General features: G+C 54.6%; 18 protein-coding genes and 1 tRNA gene. 14 read left to right on the top strand and 5 right to left on the bottom strand.

Translation table 11 applies throughout. The features are described 5' to 3' along the window. Positions 1-5: 5 nt before the first annotated feature. The 4 genes from pstB (at position 6) to ACFPLB_RS14945 (ending at position 4,005) form a co-directional block, all read left to right on the top strand. The gene (gene pstB / locus ACFPLB_RS14960) at positions 6-830 is read left to right on the top strand and encodes a phosphate ABC transporter ATP-binding protein PstB (protein ID WP_378231057.1); all 825 of its coding nucleotides are present in this window, start codon (positions 6-8) and stop codon (positions 828-830) included. Between the two features lie 39 nt (positions 831-869). Continuing rightward, positions 870-1,577, top strand: a complete 708-nt coding sequence (phoU, locus tag ACFPLB_RS14955; protein WP_378231416.1) for a phosphate signaling complex protein PhoU — start codon at positions 870-872, stop codon at positions 1,575-1,577. 23 nt (positions 1,578-1,600) lie between these two features. Continuing rightward, positions 1,601-2,287 carry a phosphate regulon transcriptional regulator PhoB gene (phoB, locus tag ACFPLB_RS14950; RefSeq protein ID WP_378231414.1) on the top strand — a complete coding sequence of 229 codons (687 nt, stop codon included), beginning with the start codon at positions 1,601-1,603 and terminating at the stop codon, positions 2,285-2,287. 107 nt (positions 2,288-2,394) lie between these two features. Then, positions 2,395-4,005, top strand: coding sequence for a CHASE domain-containing protein (locus ACFPLB_RS14945; RefSeq protein ID WP_378231055.1), 1,611 nt, complete (start codon positions 2,395-2,397; stop codon positions 4,003-4,005). Positions 4,006-4,095: 90 nt separating this feature from the next. On the opposite strand, the gene ACFPLB_RS14940 is transcribed toward ACFPLB_RS14945, so the two are convergent. The 4 genes from ACFPLB_RS14940 to ACFPLB_RS14925 all read right to left on the bottom strand — a co-directional run bounded on the left by ACFPLB_RS14940 (position 4,096) and on the right by ACFPLB_RS14925 (position 6,760). After that, complete coding sequence (locus ACFPLB_RS14940) at positions 4,096-4,344, bottom strand: hypothetical protein (RefSeq protein ID WP_378231053.1); 249 nt, start codon at positions 4,342-4,344, stop codon at positions 4,096-4,098. A gap of 179 nt (positions 4,345-4,523) precedes the next feature. Next, the gene (locus ACFPLB_RS14935; RefSeq protein ID WP_378231051.1) at positions 4,524-5,579 is read right to left on the bottom strand and encodes a sensor histidine kinase; all 1,056 of its coding nucleotides are present in this window, start codon (positions 5,577-5,579) and stop codon (positions 4,524-4,526) included. Between the two features lie 139 nt (positions 5,580-5,718). Continuing rightward, positions 5,719-5,883, bottom strand: a complete 165-nt coding sequence (locus tag ACFPLB_RS14930) for a DUF1328 domain-containing protein (protein ID WP_378231049.1) — start codon at positions 5,881-5,883, stop codon at positions 5,719-5,721. A gap of 79 nt (positions 5,884-5,962) precedes the next feature. After that, the gene (locus ACFPLB_RS14925) at positions 5,963-6,760 is read right to left on the bottom strand and encodes a response regulator (protein ID WP_378231047.1); all 798 of its coding nucleotides are present in this window, start codon (positions 6,758-6,760) and stop codon (positions 5,963-5,965) included. Between the two features lie 295 nt (positions 6,761-7,055). On the opposite strand from ACFPLB_RS14925, the gene ACFPLB_RS14920 reads away from it, so the two are divergent. The 6 genes from ACFPLB_RS14920 to ACFPLB_RS14895 all read left to right on the top strand — a co-directional run bounded on the left by ACFPLB_RS14920 (position 7,056) and on the right by ACFPLB_RS14895 (position 10,540). Beyond that, positions 7,056-7,271, top strand: a complete 216-nt coding sequence (locus tag ACFPLB_RS14920) for a NepR family anti-sigma factor (protein WP_378231045.1) — start codon at positions 7,056-7,058, stop codon at positions 7,269-7,271. Positions 7,272-7,274: 3 nt separating this feature from the next. Beyond that, positions 7,275-7,823 (top strand): sigma-70 family RNA polymerase sigma factor, encoded by a 549-nt coding sequence (locus ACFPLB_RS14915; RefSeq protein ID WP_378231042.1) that lies wholly within the window; start codon positions 7,275-7,277, stop codon positions 7,821-7,823. Between the two features lie 76 nt (positions 7,824-7,899). Next, positions 7,900-8,226: an ElaB/YgaM/YqjD family protein gene (locus tag ACFPLB_RS14910; RefSeq protein ID WP_378231413.1), complete on the top strand. Its 327-nt coding sequence runs from the start codon at positions 7,900-7,902 to the stop codon at positions 8,224-8,226. Positions 8,227-8,259: 33 nt separating this feature from the next. Then, a complete protein-coding gene (locus tag ACFPLB_RS14905; RefSeq protein ID WP_378231041.1) occupies positions 8,260-8,736 on the top strand; it encodes a hypothetical protein in 477 nt (158 codons plus the stop codon). Positions 8,737-8,747: 11 nt separating this feature from the next. Beyond that, positions 8,748-9,047: a GNAT family N-acetyltransferase gene (locus ACFPLB_RS14900; protein WP_378231039.1), complete on the top strand. Its 300-nt coding sequence runs from the start codon at positions 8,748-8,750 to the stop codon at positions 9,045-9,047. A 206-nt stretch (positions 9,048-9,253) separates the two neighbouring features. Continuing rightward, on the top strand, positions 9,254-10,540 hold the full coding sequence (locus ACFPLB_RS14895) for a GNAT family N-acetyltransferase (RefSeq protein ID WP_378231037.1): 1,287 nt from the start codon (positions 9,254-9,256) through the stop codon (positions 10,538-10,540). Between the two features lie 35 nt (positions 10,541-10,575). Here the strand turns inward: ACFPLB_RS14895 and ACFPLB_RS14890 are convergent. Then, a tRNA-Leu gene (locus ACFPLB_RS14890) sits at positions 10,576-10,658 on the bottom strand. Between the two features lie 160 nt (positions 10,659-10,818). On the opposite strand from ACFPLB_RS14890, the gene ACFPLB_RS14885 reads away from it, so the two are divergent. From ACFPLB_RS14885 to ACFPLB_RS14870, 4 genes are read left to right on the top strand one after another with little or no spacing between them, the layout of a single operon-like run. Next, positions 10,819-11,406 carry a YqaA family protein gene (locus ACFPLB_RS14885; protein ID WP_378231035.1) on the top strand — a complete coding sequence of 196 codons (588 nt, stop codon included), beginning with the start codon at positions 10,819-10,821 and terminating at the stop codon, positions 11,404-11,406. Positions 11,407-11,425: 19 nt separating this feature from the next. Continuing rightward, positions 11,426-11,941 (top strand): disulfide bond formation protein B, encoded by a 516-nt coding sequence (locus ACFPLB_RS14880; protein ID WP_378231033.1) that lies wholly within the window; start codon positions 11,426-11,428, stop codon positions 11,939-11,941. A 28-nt stretch (positions 11,942-11,969) separates the two neighbouring features. After that, entirely contained in the window at positions 11,970-12,668 is a 699-nt protein-coding gene (gene pyrF / locus ACFPLB_RS14875) for an orotidine-5'-phosphate decarboxylase (protein ID WP_378231411.1), read from the top strand. A 31-nt stretch (positions 12,669-12,699) separates the two neighbouring features. Continuing rightward, entirely contained in the window at positions 12,700-12,987 is a 288-nt protein-coding gene (locus ACFPLB_RS14870; RefSeq protein ID WP_378231032.1) for a DUF1330 domain-containing protein, read from the top strand. The last annotated feature ends 72 nt before the right edge of the window (positions 12,988-13,059 follow it).

The raw sequence follows: 13,059 nt of genomic DNA, 5'->3' as shown, positions 1-13,059 counted from the left end.
AAACCATGAATATCATGGATGAAGCCATTCTGGAGAAGGCCATGAGCGCAGATGTGGCGCCCGCCACCAATGAGAACATCAAGATGCGCGGCGAGAAGGTGTGTGTCTTTTATGGCGACAAGCAGGCCCTGTTCGGGGTGGATCTTTTAATCCGTCAAAATCAGGTCACAGCCCTGATTGGCCCGTCCGGCTGCGGAAAATCGACCTTTTTGCGCTGTCTCAACCGGATGAATGACACGATTGATTCAGCCCGTGTCGAAGGAAAGATCACGCTGGATGGCGAAGATATTTATGATCGCAATATCGACGTGGTCGAGTTGCGCTCACGTGTCGGTATGGTGTTCCAGAAGCCGAACCCGTTTCCAAAATCGATCTATGAGAATGTGGCCTATGGCCCACGCATTCACGGTCTGGCGCGCAACAAGGCCGATATGGACGCCATTGTGGAAACCAGCCTGAAGCGGGCGGGCCTGTTCAATGAGGTGAAGGATCGCCTTAATGATCCGGGCACCGGCCTTTCAGGTGGCCAGCAGCAGCGCTTGTGTATTGCACGCGCCATTGCCGTTTCGCCTGAAGTCATCCTGATGGATGAGCCATGCTCGGCGCTCGATCCGATTGCCACCGCGCGTGTGGAGGAACTGATCGACGAGTTGCGGGAAAATTACACCATCGTCATCGTCACCCACTCCATGCAGCAGGCCGCGCGCGTTTCGCAGCGCACCGCCATGTTCCATCTTGGCAATCTGGCTGAGGAAGGGCCGACGGAGAAGATGTTCACCAATCCTGATGACAAGCGCACGCAAGATTACATCACCGGCCGCTTCGGTTGAGGATTTGCCGCTGTCATGGCAACAGATGAGGGACGCATGATGAGCACTCATACGGTAACCGCCTTTGATGAAGATCTCAAAGAGATCCAGCAATTGGTGCGCGATATGGTGAACCTGGCCAGCACGATGATTGATGAGGCCACGAAAAGCCTGATTTCTACTGACAGCGCATTGGCAAAGCGGGTTGTTTCAGAAGATCTCATCATGGATGATTATCAGCGGCGGCTGGATGATCGCGCCATTGTGCTGATTGGCAAGCGTCAGCCGATGGCGCAGGATCTGCGCGCCGTTGTGGGAGCGCTACGCATGGCCGGTGATCTGGAACGGATCGGCGATCTGGCCAAAAACATCGCCAAGCGTGTCGATGCGGTTGGCAAATCCTCCATGCCGCGCGAACTGGCCCGTTCGATTGAGGATATGACCGGGCTGGTTTTGGAACAGGTGCACGGCGTTATTGAAGAATATGAGGCGCGCAACCCGGAAGGACTGGTGCGGTTGCGTGACGAAGATGAACTGATCGACGTGCGCTATACCGCCGTTTTCCGTGAATTGCTGACCTATATGATGGAAGATGCACGCAATATCACGGCTTGTACGCATTTGCTGTTTTGCGCCAAGAATCTGGAGCGGATTGGTGACCACGTCACCAATATTGCAGAAAATGCCTATTATGTGCTGACTGGTGCGCAATTGCCTGTCGAGCGTCCCAAGCAGGACGAGACCGGCATGCCTGCGCCCGTAGCCTGAGCCGGTTTCAGGAGCAGGAAATGATTGCGCCACGTATCATGGTGGTTGAGGATGAGGAGCCACTGGGCATTCTCTTGCGCTACAATCTGGAAGCGGAAGGCTATCAGGTCGAGATCATCACCCGTGGTGATGAAGCAGAATTGCGCTTGCAGGAAAATGTGCCTGATCTTTTGATCCTCGACTGGATGGTGCCGGTCATTTCGGGCATTGAATTGTGCCGGCGGCTGCGGATGCGCGAGCAAAGTGCGCGCTTGCCGGTCATCATGCTGACGGCGCGTGGTGAAGAAAGCGACCGGGTGCGCGGCCTTTCCACCGGGGCTGATGATTATCTGGTCAAGCCTTTTTCCATGCCGGAACTGGTGGCGCGGGTCAAAGCCCTGCTGCGGCGCACCAAGCCCGAGGTTTTGTCGTCCGTGCTTACGGTTGGCGATATTGTGCTCGATCGCGAGCAGCACCGTGTCTATCGTCAGGAGCTTGAGATCAGGCTTGGTCCGACCGAGTTTCGGTTGCTGGAATTTTTCATGCAAAATCCTGGCCGGGTTTTTTCGCGCGGGCAATTGCTGGACAATGTGTGGGGCGAGACAATCTATATTGATGAGCGCACGGTCGATGTGCATGTGGGCCGATTGCGCAAGGCGCTCAATCATGGGGCTATGCCCGATATTATCCGCACGGTGCGTGGTTCAGGCTATGCGATCAGGCCGGAATAAGGGCATCTCTGTACTCACAAAAATGCTCTGGTGGTTGTCACCTCACGCTTGTCAAGATACACGGACTTGCTACTAATGCCTTATATATTGAGGGATTACGCAGCCTGTTGAAAAGACTCTTTCCGCTTCTTACCTTTTTGGCCATTGCCCTGATCAGTCTGGCAATGGCGGGATTTGCCTATTTTGGCAGTCAGGAAGCGGCACGTATCAAGTTTGAGGCCATTGTTGATGATGCGATCTCGCGGATTGAAACGCGGCTGGATCTGCATCTGACCCTGTTGAAAACCACACAGGCTTTTCTCGATACACATGAAAATCGGGTCAGTCAGCCGCAATTCCAGGCTTTTATTGCGGCGCTGGACATGAAGGTGAATTTCCCGGGCCTGCGTGGTCTGGGCACTTTGCGGCTGGCGCGCACAGGCGATGAGGAGCAGATCAGGAGCCTCATCCATCAGGAACAGGGGCTGGAGCGCGAAATCTATCCTGAAACGGATCAGCAATGGCGCGCACCTGTTGTGATTTTTGAGCCGCGCAAACCGTCCAGCGACATGTTGATTGGCTATGACATGTTTTCAGACCCGATCCGTCGTCAGGCGATGGAAATGGCGATGAGCGATGACGCTCTACATGCCACAGCACCGCTCATGCTGGGTGAAAATGCCGGAGTTGACCCATTTGCGGGCTTTGTTGTTTTTGTGCGGTTGAAGAATGCCCGGCCTTTTGCCGCAACTCAAACGCCGCCTCCGCTTACCGACGGCTTTCTTTATGCCGGGTTTCGTTCTGATGAGTTGTTCAATTCGGCGCTGCTGCGTATGCCCCTGCTTCCTGTCCATGTCACCATTTATGACAGCCAGACAGGAGAAGAAAAACCGATGTTCAATTCCGCAACGCCCGCCATCACGATGGGGAACCTTGTGGATACGCGCTATATGAATGTGGCTGACCGCCAGTGGGCTTTGAAATTTGAGCCAACGGTTGCGTTTTCGCCACCATCCTCGCCTGTGATCCCTGTCATGCTTGGCCTGTTTGGGTTGTTGTCGGCTGTCGCTATTGCGCTGGTGTCCCGCTACAGGGAACGCGCCTATGATGCTGCTGAAAAACTGCATGAAACAGCCGAAAAGAGCCTTTTGGAAAAGGATTTGATGCTTCAGGAGATGAAGCACCGGATCAAGAATCTCATTTCCCGCATATTGGCGATTTCCAGACAGACGGCCTCACGGGCCGCCGATGTGAATGAGTTTTCTGAATCCTTTACCGCCCGCTTGCAGGCGATGGCCGCTTCACAGGATATGCTGACGCGCTCGCGCTGGCAAAAGGTGGATCTTATGGAGTTGCTGCGCATTGAACTGGAGCAGGTGTTTGGCAACGATCTTCAGCCGGGGCTGTTGAATGGCCCGCAGGTTTTACTCGATGAGGCTGCCACACAGGCGCTGGGCCTGACTTTTCATGAACTGGCGACCAATGCCTTGAAATATGGAAAAGCAAGCAATTCGATTGATGCGCTCAAGGTTGACTGGCGGGTGGAAGGGCAGCACCGCAAGCGGATGTTGATCTTGAACTGGCGTGAATCGGAACAGGAAAATCTTCAGAAGCCTGAAAGCATCGGCTTTGGCACCAAACTGATTGATGTCAATATCACCCGTGAACTTGGCGGGTCTATCAGCCGACGTTTTTTGCCGAGCGGCCTTCAGGTGAAAATCCGCATTCCGCTGAAATAAGCAGGCTGGCCGCTGAAACAAGAAGGCCGGCAGAGCCGACCTTCTTCTTCCGCATGATCTTATCTTAAAAAGTCTGCAACTTTTCTAAGATCAGTTGCAGCGGGCGGTGTAGATGCGGCGGGTATCGGGATCGCGATATTCGCAATAGCCATTGCGCAAATTGCGGACCAGAAGGCCCGAGCCGGCACCGACTGCCGTGCCGATAAGCGCACCCTTGGTGCCGCCGGCAATGCCGCCAATAACCGCACCGGCAGCCGCGCCAACGCCAACATCGCGTTCAGTGGTGGTGCAGCCGCTCATGGCAGCAATTGCTGCCAGCACTATGATGGTTTTATACATGGAATAGTTCCTCTCGCTTTAAAACCCTCGCCTTGTGGTGATTCACTTGCCCAATAAAATGAAACCGTCAAGGTTCTGGTGGATTGCCTTACAGGGAAAATATATTTTAGAGCCTTTTGCAGTCGGATGGAATCATGTGACAGCAAAAGGCTTTAAACGTGGTGCAAGGTGATTTTGGCTCAGGTCTCATTTTCTCCTCCTGTTGATGTTTCAAAATTGCTGGCTGGAATGACCAGCCTGTATTCCAGTTCCCCATTGTTAAGTGTTAAGAAAGCCTGACCGTTCAGGGCGGTTGGAACCACACGTTCCAGTGTGACACGCCTGAAATCTTGCGGAGATGGCAATGTGCTGCGGCATTCAAGCTGCTCATTCCACTGCAAGGTGAGGGAGATTGCCTCTGTTTTATCTTCCAGTCTGTCGATATGGGCGCGCACATGAATATGATTGCCCGATTGTGACAAGGCCCCGCGTGAAAGCGAGTTGACAACCAGTTCATGCACGGCAAGTCCGATATGAAGGGCTGCGTTGGGGCTTAGATAAGGATTGGCCCCCTCAAAATGAAATATATCGTCATTATTGGTGGGGGTATAGCCAAGCTGGCCTTTGATGAGTTCTTTCAGGCCCGCACCGCGCCAGTTTGAGGATGTGACAATATCCTGTGAGGCGGAAAGCGATTGCAGCCGCCCCTGAAAACTGGTCAGAAACCCCGATATGGTGCTGGCATGGCGTCCGGTCTGGCTGGCGATGCTTTGAATGATGGCCAGAAGATTTTTGGACCGGTGGCTGACTTCGCGCAGCAGGGCGCGCAGGCTTTGCTCACGGCGTTTGCGCTCTGTTATTTCAATCTTGGTGGTGATCACCCCCCGCACAGTGCCATTTTCATGGCGGTCCGGGTCGATCCAGATTTCAAACCAGCGCAATTCATCCTGGTCGGGCGCATTGATCTCAAAGCGATGGTGGCTGCCATTGGCGATGGCGTCTTCGCGGGCTGCGATGATGCGCGACGTCTGTGAGGGGGGCAGGATGGTGTTGTCGGCATGGCCCTGCATCCAGGGGGCGGCCATGTTGCGGGCCCATACTGTTCGCAGGTTTTTATCCTGATACAGAACCGACACACCTGCATTGCGCAGAGCATGCAGCAAGGCTTTGCCAAGTTGCGAATCGTCATGCAAGGAGGGATCGATGATTTCCTCGTCGGGGTCAGGAGGTTTTATGGGGCCGTTTATTGAACCCATTGCTTGCTCTCTTGAGACTGGTTCCGATCAGTTTGTCCACATGCTGTCCGTCGGCTGATGTCTTTTAAAAGACATCAGCCGACGGGAACTGGAAATCGGTTGAGGGGAACGGTTTCCAGTTTGGCGCAAACCGGCATGTTTAAACGCGACGAAAAAGACCGACCACCAGTGAGATGATCAGGAAGGCCAGAAAGATGAAGAACAAAATCTTGGCTATTCCTGCCGAAGCGCCGGCAATTCCTCCAAAACCGAGTGCGCCAGCGATAATCGCCACCACAAGAAACACCAGCGTCCAGTAAAGCATTGACCGATCTCCTCATTTTATCTGCTACTGCCTTCTGAACGTCCTATGGGCGATGATGGTTCCCGTATCTTTTTAAAAATCAGGCTGTGATCTTGGCCTGATGGTTGAAAAACAAAGCCTGACTGATGAGTGCTTTGACCATGTCCGGATTAAAAGGCTTGGTGACAAGGAAGGCTGGCTCGGGGCGTTCGCCCGTCAAAAGGCGCTCCGGAAAGGCTGTGATGAAGATGACCGGCACCGGTGTGAGGGATAAGATCTCATTGACGGCATCAATACCGGAACTGTTATCGGCAAGCTGAATATCGGCCAGCACCATATGCGGTTGTGTTTTGGCAAATAATGCCACGGCCTCATCATGCGTGCGGGCAATGCCGACCGCCCGGTGGCCCAGACTTTCCACCATTTCCTCTATATCCATGGCAATCAGCGGCTCATCTTCGATAATGAGAATGTCAGTTGCAACCTGACGCGAAATTTCACGGCTGGCTTCAGAAAGCAGGCGGGTAAATTCTGTTTCATCCACATCGAGAATTTCAGCCGCCTGCTTTTCATCAAAGCCTTCAACGGCAACCAGTAAAAATGCCTGTCGCGGGCGTGGCGCCAATGTGTTGAGATTGGCGGCAGCATGTTTTTCCCAATCTGGCGCTGCCGTTTCCTCTTGCGGAATACGGATGGCTACAGAGGTGAACATGCGCGTAAAAATCTTGTAGAGCGCAATGCGATCACTGGAGGCTTTTGGAAAAATACTGGTATCGGCAATAATTGCTTCCAGCATTGCAGCAACCAGTGCATCACCACTTTCTTGCGAGCCGGAAACAGCGCGTGAGAAGCGACGAAGAAAAGGCAGGTGGGGGGCAATTGTCGTGGATAGACTCACAGTTTACGTCTCCCTCATCATGACGTGATGTATGAAAAGCCAAGGCAGGATTTTTCCAGATTTTGTCTTTATTTCCAGATTTTGTCGGGGCTTCAGGTCCAGAATGCACCAGAAAGTAAAAAGTTCCGGGCAAGGTGGAACAAAATTGATCGGGAAACGTTGGCGGCCAGATCAATCGAATATTAGGGGAGCGCTCACTTTAGTTTCACCCATAAAAGGCGGGCTGTTTTTACCCGTAGTGGAAAAGACGGGCGATAATGGAAAAGACGGGTGAGCAGGCAGGGTCAGGCAAAGAATGAACAGATCGAGTAGTAAGGATACAGGAACCGGAACCTTGGAAGATGTAAACGGCAGTTCTGGTCGAAATGCGGACCCTTTAGGGCCTAATTCCGAAATTGGCCGCAAACTGCGGCAATATTACGAGGATCTGGTGCAAGAGGATGTGCCCGATCGGTTTACACAATTGCTAAGCCAGCTTTCAAATGTTGAAGCCAAGCAGGATAAGGACTGATGAATGGCCGTATCTGAGAGCTTCAAGAGCGATCTTTTAAAGACAATTCCCAGCTTGCGGGCTTTTGCCGTTTCCTTGTCGCAAAATGTCGACAGAGCCGATGATCTGGTTCAGGAAACGCTGGTCAAGGCATGGGACAAGCATGAAAGCTTTCAACCGGGCACCAATCTCAAGGCCTGGTTGTTCACTATCTTGCGTAATGAATTTTACTCCCAGTTGCGCAAGCGCAGCCGCGAAGTTCAAGATAGCGAGGGGGTGATGACGGCGCGCCTGGCGGTGCACCCGGCCCAGCATGACCAGCTTGATTTCAAGGATTTTCGCAAGGCGCTGGAGCAATTGCCCGAAGATCAGCGTGAGGCGATCGTGCTGATTGGCGCGTCCGGTTTTTCCTATGAGGAAGCGGCCGAAATCTGCGGCTGCGCTGTCGGTACCATCAAGAGCCGGGTCAGCCGGGCCCGCACACGGCTTTTGTCGCTGTTGCAGATTTCAGGTGAGGAAGATTTCGGTCCCGACGCAATTTCAACGCAGATCATGACAGCAAGTGTTGATTGAAACAGGTGCGATAATTGGAACCTTGCCGCTCAAACAGCGTTATCATGTCATTGAAATAAAATGAAACAAGGAGCCGATCATGGCTGCAACTCCCAAATCCACGACTGAGCCCAAGAGCACTGCCGATCTTGAAGCTGACATTGCACAGTTGAAGGCTGATATTGAAAATCTGTCAAAGCAGCTTTCTGAAGCTGGCCAGAAAAGTTATGATTCTGCCAGCAAGGTTGCAGCAAAAGGCGTCGAGCATTTGCGTGCACAAGGTGAAGCGGCCATGGAAAGCATAAAGGGCAATGCGCAGGATTTTGAGGAGCAGATGCTGGTCACTATTCGTGAAAAGCCGGTGACTTCACTTGCCGTGGCGGCAGGGCTGGGCTTTCTCATCGGCCTTGTGTCGCGTCGCTGATTGCGCACTGCCATGCAGGCTTTGATATCCTTGATGGCCGGAATTGTTTCGGGTGAAACAACAGCGGCAATGCGCCGGGCAAAATGCGCAGCCATTGCCTATGTCATGGCCGGGCTTGTCGCTTTATGCGGCCTCGGATTTTTGATTGCCGCACTTTATATCTGGACAGCCTCACACTATGGCGCGCTGAAAACGACGATCGGCTTCGGGGTCGGCTCTCTTGTTCTGGCGGGGCTGATCCTTCTTGTGTTTCGCATTCTGATCAATGTGCGGACCCGTCAGCGGCGGGAACGACAGCGCAAGGCTGATATGGCTGCATTCGGGGCTTCTGCAGCACTTGCTGCCTTGCCGCTGCTTCCGGCTTTGCTGCGCAGCCGTGGCGGGGCAGGCTTGCTGGCCGGCCCGGCGCTGGCCTTGCTGGCCTATGCCATTTATCGTGAAAACAAGACGCCGCAGGGTTCTGATCCCCGTGGTTCTGGCCCCCATGATTTTGATTCTGGGCCGCAATGAGGATGATTGACGTGAGCGCAGAGCTTTCAGACATTGAATTTGAAGATCATGGCTCCAAGGGGCGCTATGTGTTGCGCGGACCGGATGGGGCAGAGGCTGAACTGACCTTTACCAGTGCCGGAGACAACCAGATCATCATTGACCATACCGGCGTGCCGGATGCTTTTCGCGGGCAGGGGGCGGGATTGCGGCTGCTCACCCGTGCGGTGGAGGATGCGCGGGCGGCAGGACGAAAGATCATTCCCTTGTGTCCGTTTGCGGCGGCGCAATTTCGTCGCCATCCTGAATGGGCGGATATCTTGAAGTCGTAAGAGAAAAGTCGCTGTAAATTTCGCACGGTTTCTTAAATGTTGGGAGGTAGGTTTCTGCTCTGAGTGACAGGGTGGTCAAGAAACATGGAGTGTGAACGGGTGCGTTTTTTCTGCGCCATGATGGTTGACCGGCACAGCAAGGCCGGTATGCGCGCAACACCTTGCAAAGGATCTGTTTGCGCTGACCCTGCAGGGAATAGCCCGTAATGGCTGCCATTCCGCTGATAGAAGAAACCAGTGGCGGGCCCGCTGGCGCGCTGGTCTCCAGCCTGGCCGGGCTGGCCAGAGAGGGGGCGGATCCCGCCCAGCTTGAACTTCTGGCCGGTACACGGCCACAGCGGACCCTTGCCATTTATCCGGCCATGGCAGGTTTTGAACTTGTCGAGGAGCTCGATTATCTGGGAGCGCGGGCAATCGAGCCGAATGTGTTTTTCAACCCACGGTTTCTGGCGCCTGCCATGGCGCGTCTGGATGAGCGTGAGGTGCGGCTGGCCGTAATCCGCGACGGTGATGATTATCGCTCACGCCTGCGCCTTTCCATGCCGTTTTCCATTGCAAGGCCCAGCATTCCGCTCGGCGTTCCTGTCATCCGCACCTGGTCGAACCCGTTTGGGCCCGTGGGCACGCCGCTGGTCGATCATGATGATCCGCTGGGCGTTTTAGAAGATTTGTTTGCGATTCTGGCGCGCCCGCATCTGCGCTTGCCGAAGGTTTTGGTGGTGCCCGATATGCGCCTGAACGGGCCAATGGCCAAAGCCCTGCAATCGACTGCGGAAGCGCTGCAACTGACATTGCTGATGACAGATCAGGTTGAACGCCCGGTTTTGAACAGTGAACTGGATGGTGAATCCTATCTGAAATCCTCCCTTAGCTCGCATCATGTTCGTGAGTTTCGCCGCCTGCGTCGTCGGCTGGAAGAGCAGGGAACTGTATTGCATGATGTGGCGCGCACCCCCGATGAGGTGCGCCCTGCCATGGAAGGCTTTCTTGTGCTTGAGGCAGCGGGCTGGAAGGGGCGCAAGGGCACGGCCATGATGGTCGACCGCTATCAGGCCGCTTTTGCACGTGAGGCCGTTCACAAGCTTGCTGAGCGGGATATGTGCCGGGTGCACACGCTCAAGCTCGATGGGCGCACTATTGCCAGTCTTGTCGTCTTTGTGGAGCAGGGCGTCGCCTATACGTGGAAGACGGCTTATGATGAGAGGCTGGCGGCTTTTTCGCCCGGGACATTGTTGATGCTGGAGGTGACGCGCCAGCATCTGGACGATCCAAACATTGAATTTACCGATTCTTGCGCTGTCCCTGACCATCCGGTGATGAGCCGCCTGTGGACGGAACGGCGGCGCATGGGCACCCTTATCATCGGCCTGACGCCTTCGGCGGATCGGGCCGCGCGGCAGGCGGCAGCACAGATGCATCTTTACCGCGAAGCGCGCAATGTCATGCGGGGCTTGCGCAACAGGGCGCGTCGATGGATACGCATTTCCGGGTGAGGGCCCGGATCATCTTTTGTCCGAGACAGGCTAGATGGTACCTCCTCCCGGACTCGAACCGGGACGCTTTCGCAAAGCATTTTGAGTGCTTCGTGTCTACCAATTCCACCAAGGAGGCATCAGCATGGACCCTTTACAGACCTTGACGGGGTTTCGTCAATGGAAACCTTTGCTCAAAGCTGGTTACTTTCAGCCGCCATTATGATAGCTGCTCTGGAGCGTCGTGTATCTGATTGGACGCATTGTTCTAAACCTCACACAATCTGAGGACAGCCTTCATGCTTCGTGGACTTTACGACTGGACCTTGTCGCTTGCGGCACGGAAATCAGCCGAATGGTGGCTGGTTTTTATTGCCTTTGTGGAAAGTTCGGTTTTTCTGGTTCCTGCCGATGTGCTGTATCTGCCGATGGCGCTTTCCCGGCCCGATCGCGCCTATCGCTATGCGCTGGTGGCAACAATTGCCTCGGTTCTGGGCGGTATCGCTGGCTGGTTTTTAGGCCATTATGCTTATGAGGCGCTGGCCAGGCCGGTGCTGGAATTTTACGGCAAATATGACCAGTTTGAAGAACTGCGCCTGTCTTCGGGCATTGGCTTTATCGTTTTGATGCTGATCACATCCGGCCTTGCGCATCTGCCGCCAATCAAGGTGGTGACAATCCTGTCAGGCGTTATCGGGGTCAATCTTTTCCTGTTTATCGTGCTTGCTGTCGTGGCGCGCGGCGCCCGCTTTTTCTTTCTGGCATGGCTGTTGCGTCGCTATGGCGAACCGATCCGTGAATTTATCGAAAAGCGCCTTGGCATGATTGCGGCAGCAGGTGCATGTGCGCTGATATTGCTTTATGTTCTGATCCGATATTTTCACTGAATCGACGGAAAACGGCCTGATGATCAACGCACAATTGGCGAACCGCCGTCTTTTCTACACGGCTCTTTTTCTTGCGCTGGCCATGGCCGCAACCGTTGGAACTGCACTCGGCTTTCAGCATATTGGCGGCTATATTCCCTGCAAGCTGTGCTATGAGCAGCGCACCCCTTATTATATCGGCGCGCCTTTGATGCTGCTGGCGGCTTTGAGCGCATGGCTGCAATTGCCCACATGGATTACACGTCTGCTTCTGGTCGCTGGTGGGGCGTTGATGGTCTATGGGCTTTATCTTGGCGCCTATCATGCAGGCGTTGAATGGAGCTGGTGGCAGGGGCCAGCCGATTGCGGCAATGTCGGTGTGGTGGTTGATACAGGGGGCCGAGGGGTTCTGGACGCGCTGGACCAGTTTGTGCCGCCTGCCTGCGACAAGGCCGCCCTGCGCATTCTGGGCCTGTCGATGGCCGGTTGGAATGCAATTGCCAGCCTGATACTTGCCGGTGTGGCGTTCCGGGGCGCTTTTGCGCGCAGCATGTGATGGGACTGGTTTTGAGGATGACACAATGATGGAAGCCCGCGAAATGAAAGACCGGCTGATTGTCGGCCTTGATGTGCCAACGGTGGCGCAGGCTGAACAGGTCGTGCGCGAGCTTGACGGCGTGGTTTCCTTCTACAAGATCGGTTATCAGCTTGCCTTTGCTGGCGGGCTGGATTTTGCGCGTGAGCTTGCCGCTTCCGGGACCAATGTGTTTCTCGACATGAAGCTGCTCGATATCGACAACACCATTTCAGGTGCGGTGGAAAACATTGTGCGCATGGGCGTTTCGATGCTCACGCTGCACGCTTACCCCAAGGCGATGCGGGCAGCCGTTGAGGCCGCACGTGGCAGTGATTTGTGTCTGCTGGGGGTAACTGTTTTGACCTCCATGGATGAGCACGATCTAGGCGAGGCCGGCTATGAGCTTAATCCGCATGAACTGGTGGTGCGCCGTGCTGAACAGGCGCTTCAGGCGGGCATGGGCGGCATTGTCTGTTCGGCGCAGGAAACCGAGGCTGTGCGGCGCATTGTCGGCCCCCATATGGCGATTGTGACGCCCGGTATCCGGCTGGCAGGTGCAGAGCGTGGCGACCAGAAGCGGGTTGTGACCCCGCGTGACGCCATCCGCAACGGTTCCAGCCATCTGGTTGTGGCGCGTCCCATTATAGGTGCCGCTGACAGGCGCACAGCCGCTCAAGCCATTCTTGAAGATATGCGCTCGGCCTGAGGCTGAGGGATCAACGGAAGGAAAGACGATCATGGCCAAGGGATACTGGATTGCGCGCGTCGATATTCGTGATCCTGAAAATTACAAGGATTATGTGGCGGCCGCTAAAATTGCATTTGAACGCTATGGCGCAAAATTTCTTGCTCGTGGCGGCGATCATGAGGTGGCGGAAGGCCCGGGCCGGGCGCGCAATGTCATCATAGAGTTTGAATCGCTGGCTGTTGCAAAAGAATGCTATCATTCGCCCGAATATCAGATTGCTGCCGCGATTCGCCAAAAGGTGGCTGATGGCGAGATCGTGCTGGTCGAGGGCGCCTGATTCTTTTAACGCTATAAAAAACGCCGCAATCCGGTTTGGATTGCGGCGTTTTTGTTTCAGACTCTGTTGCGT

The organism is Aquamicrobium segne, assembly GCF_042656785.1.
GTDB classification, from domain to species: Bacteria; Pseudomonadota; Alphaproteobacteria; order Rhizobiales; family Rhizobiaceae; genus Mesorhizobium; species Mesorhizobium segne.
The sequence above is the reverse complement of the archived record's forward strand: the minus strand, read 5'-3'. Positions and strand labels throughout refer to the sequence as shown.

What these genes read in the sequence shown, in the direction of transcription:
- pstB (WP_378231057.1), top strand. Translation starts at nt 6, where the DNA reads ATGAATATCATGGATGAAGCCATTCTGGAGAAGGCCATGAGCGCAGAT.
- phoU (WP_378231416.1), top strand. Translation starts at nt 870, where the DNA reads ATGAGCACTCATACGGTAACCGCCTTTGATGAAGATCTCAAAGAGATC.
- ACFPLB_RS14940 (WP_378231053.1), bottom strand. Translation starts at nt 4,344, where the DNA reads ATGTATAAAACCATCATAGTGCTGGCAGCAATTGCTGCCATGAGCGGC.
- ACFPLB_RS14935 (WP_378231051.1), bottom strand. Translation starts at nt 5,579, where the DNA reads ATGGGTTCAATAAACGGCCCCATAAAACCTCCTGACCCCGACGAGGAA.
- ACFPLB_RS14930 (WP_378231049.1), bottom strand. Translation starts at nt 5,883, where the DNA reads ATGCTTTACTGGACGCTGGTGTTTCTTGTGGTGGCGATTATCGCTGGC.
- ACFPLB_RS14920 (WP_378231045.1), top strand. Translation starts at nt 7,056, where the DNA reads ATGAACAGATCGAGTAGTAAGGATACAGGAACCGGAACCTTGGAAGAT.
- ACFPLB_RS14915 (WP_378231042.1), top strand. Translation starts at nt 7,275, where the DNA reads ATGGCCGTATCTGAGAGCTTCAAGAGCGATCTTTTAAAGACAATTCCC.
- ACFPLB_RS14905 (WP_378231041.1), top strand. Translation starts at nt 8,260, where the DNA reads ATGGCCGGAATTGTTTCGGGTGAAACAACAGCGGCAATGCGCCGGGCA.
- ACFPLB_RS14895 (WP_378231037.1), top strand. Translation starts at nt 9,254, where the DNA reads ATGGCTGCCATTCCGCTGATAGAAGAAACCAGTGGCGGGCCCGCTGGC.
- ACFPLB_RS14885 (WP_378231035.1), top strand. Translation starts at nt 10,819, where the DNA reads ATGCTTCGTGGACTTTACGACTGGACCTTGTCGCTTGCGGCACGGAAA.
- ACFPLB_RS14880 (WP_378231033.1), top strand. Translation starts at nt 11,426, where the DNA reads ATGATCAACGCACAATTGGCGAACCGCCGTCTTTTCTACACGGCTCTT.
- pyrF (WP_378231411.1), top strand. Translation starts at nt 11,970, where the DNA reads ATGGAAGCCCGCGAAATGAAAGACCGGCTGATTGTCGGCCTTGATGTG.
- ACFPLB_RS14870 (WP_378231032.1), top strand. Translation starts at nt 12,700, where the DNA reads ATGGCCAAGGGATACTGGATTGCGCGCGTCGATATTCGTGATCCTGAA.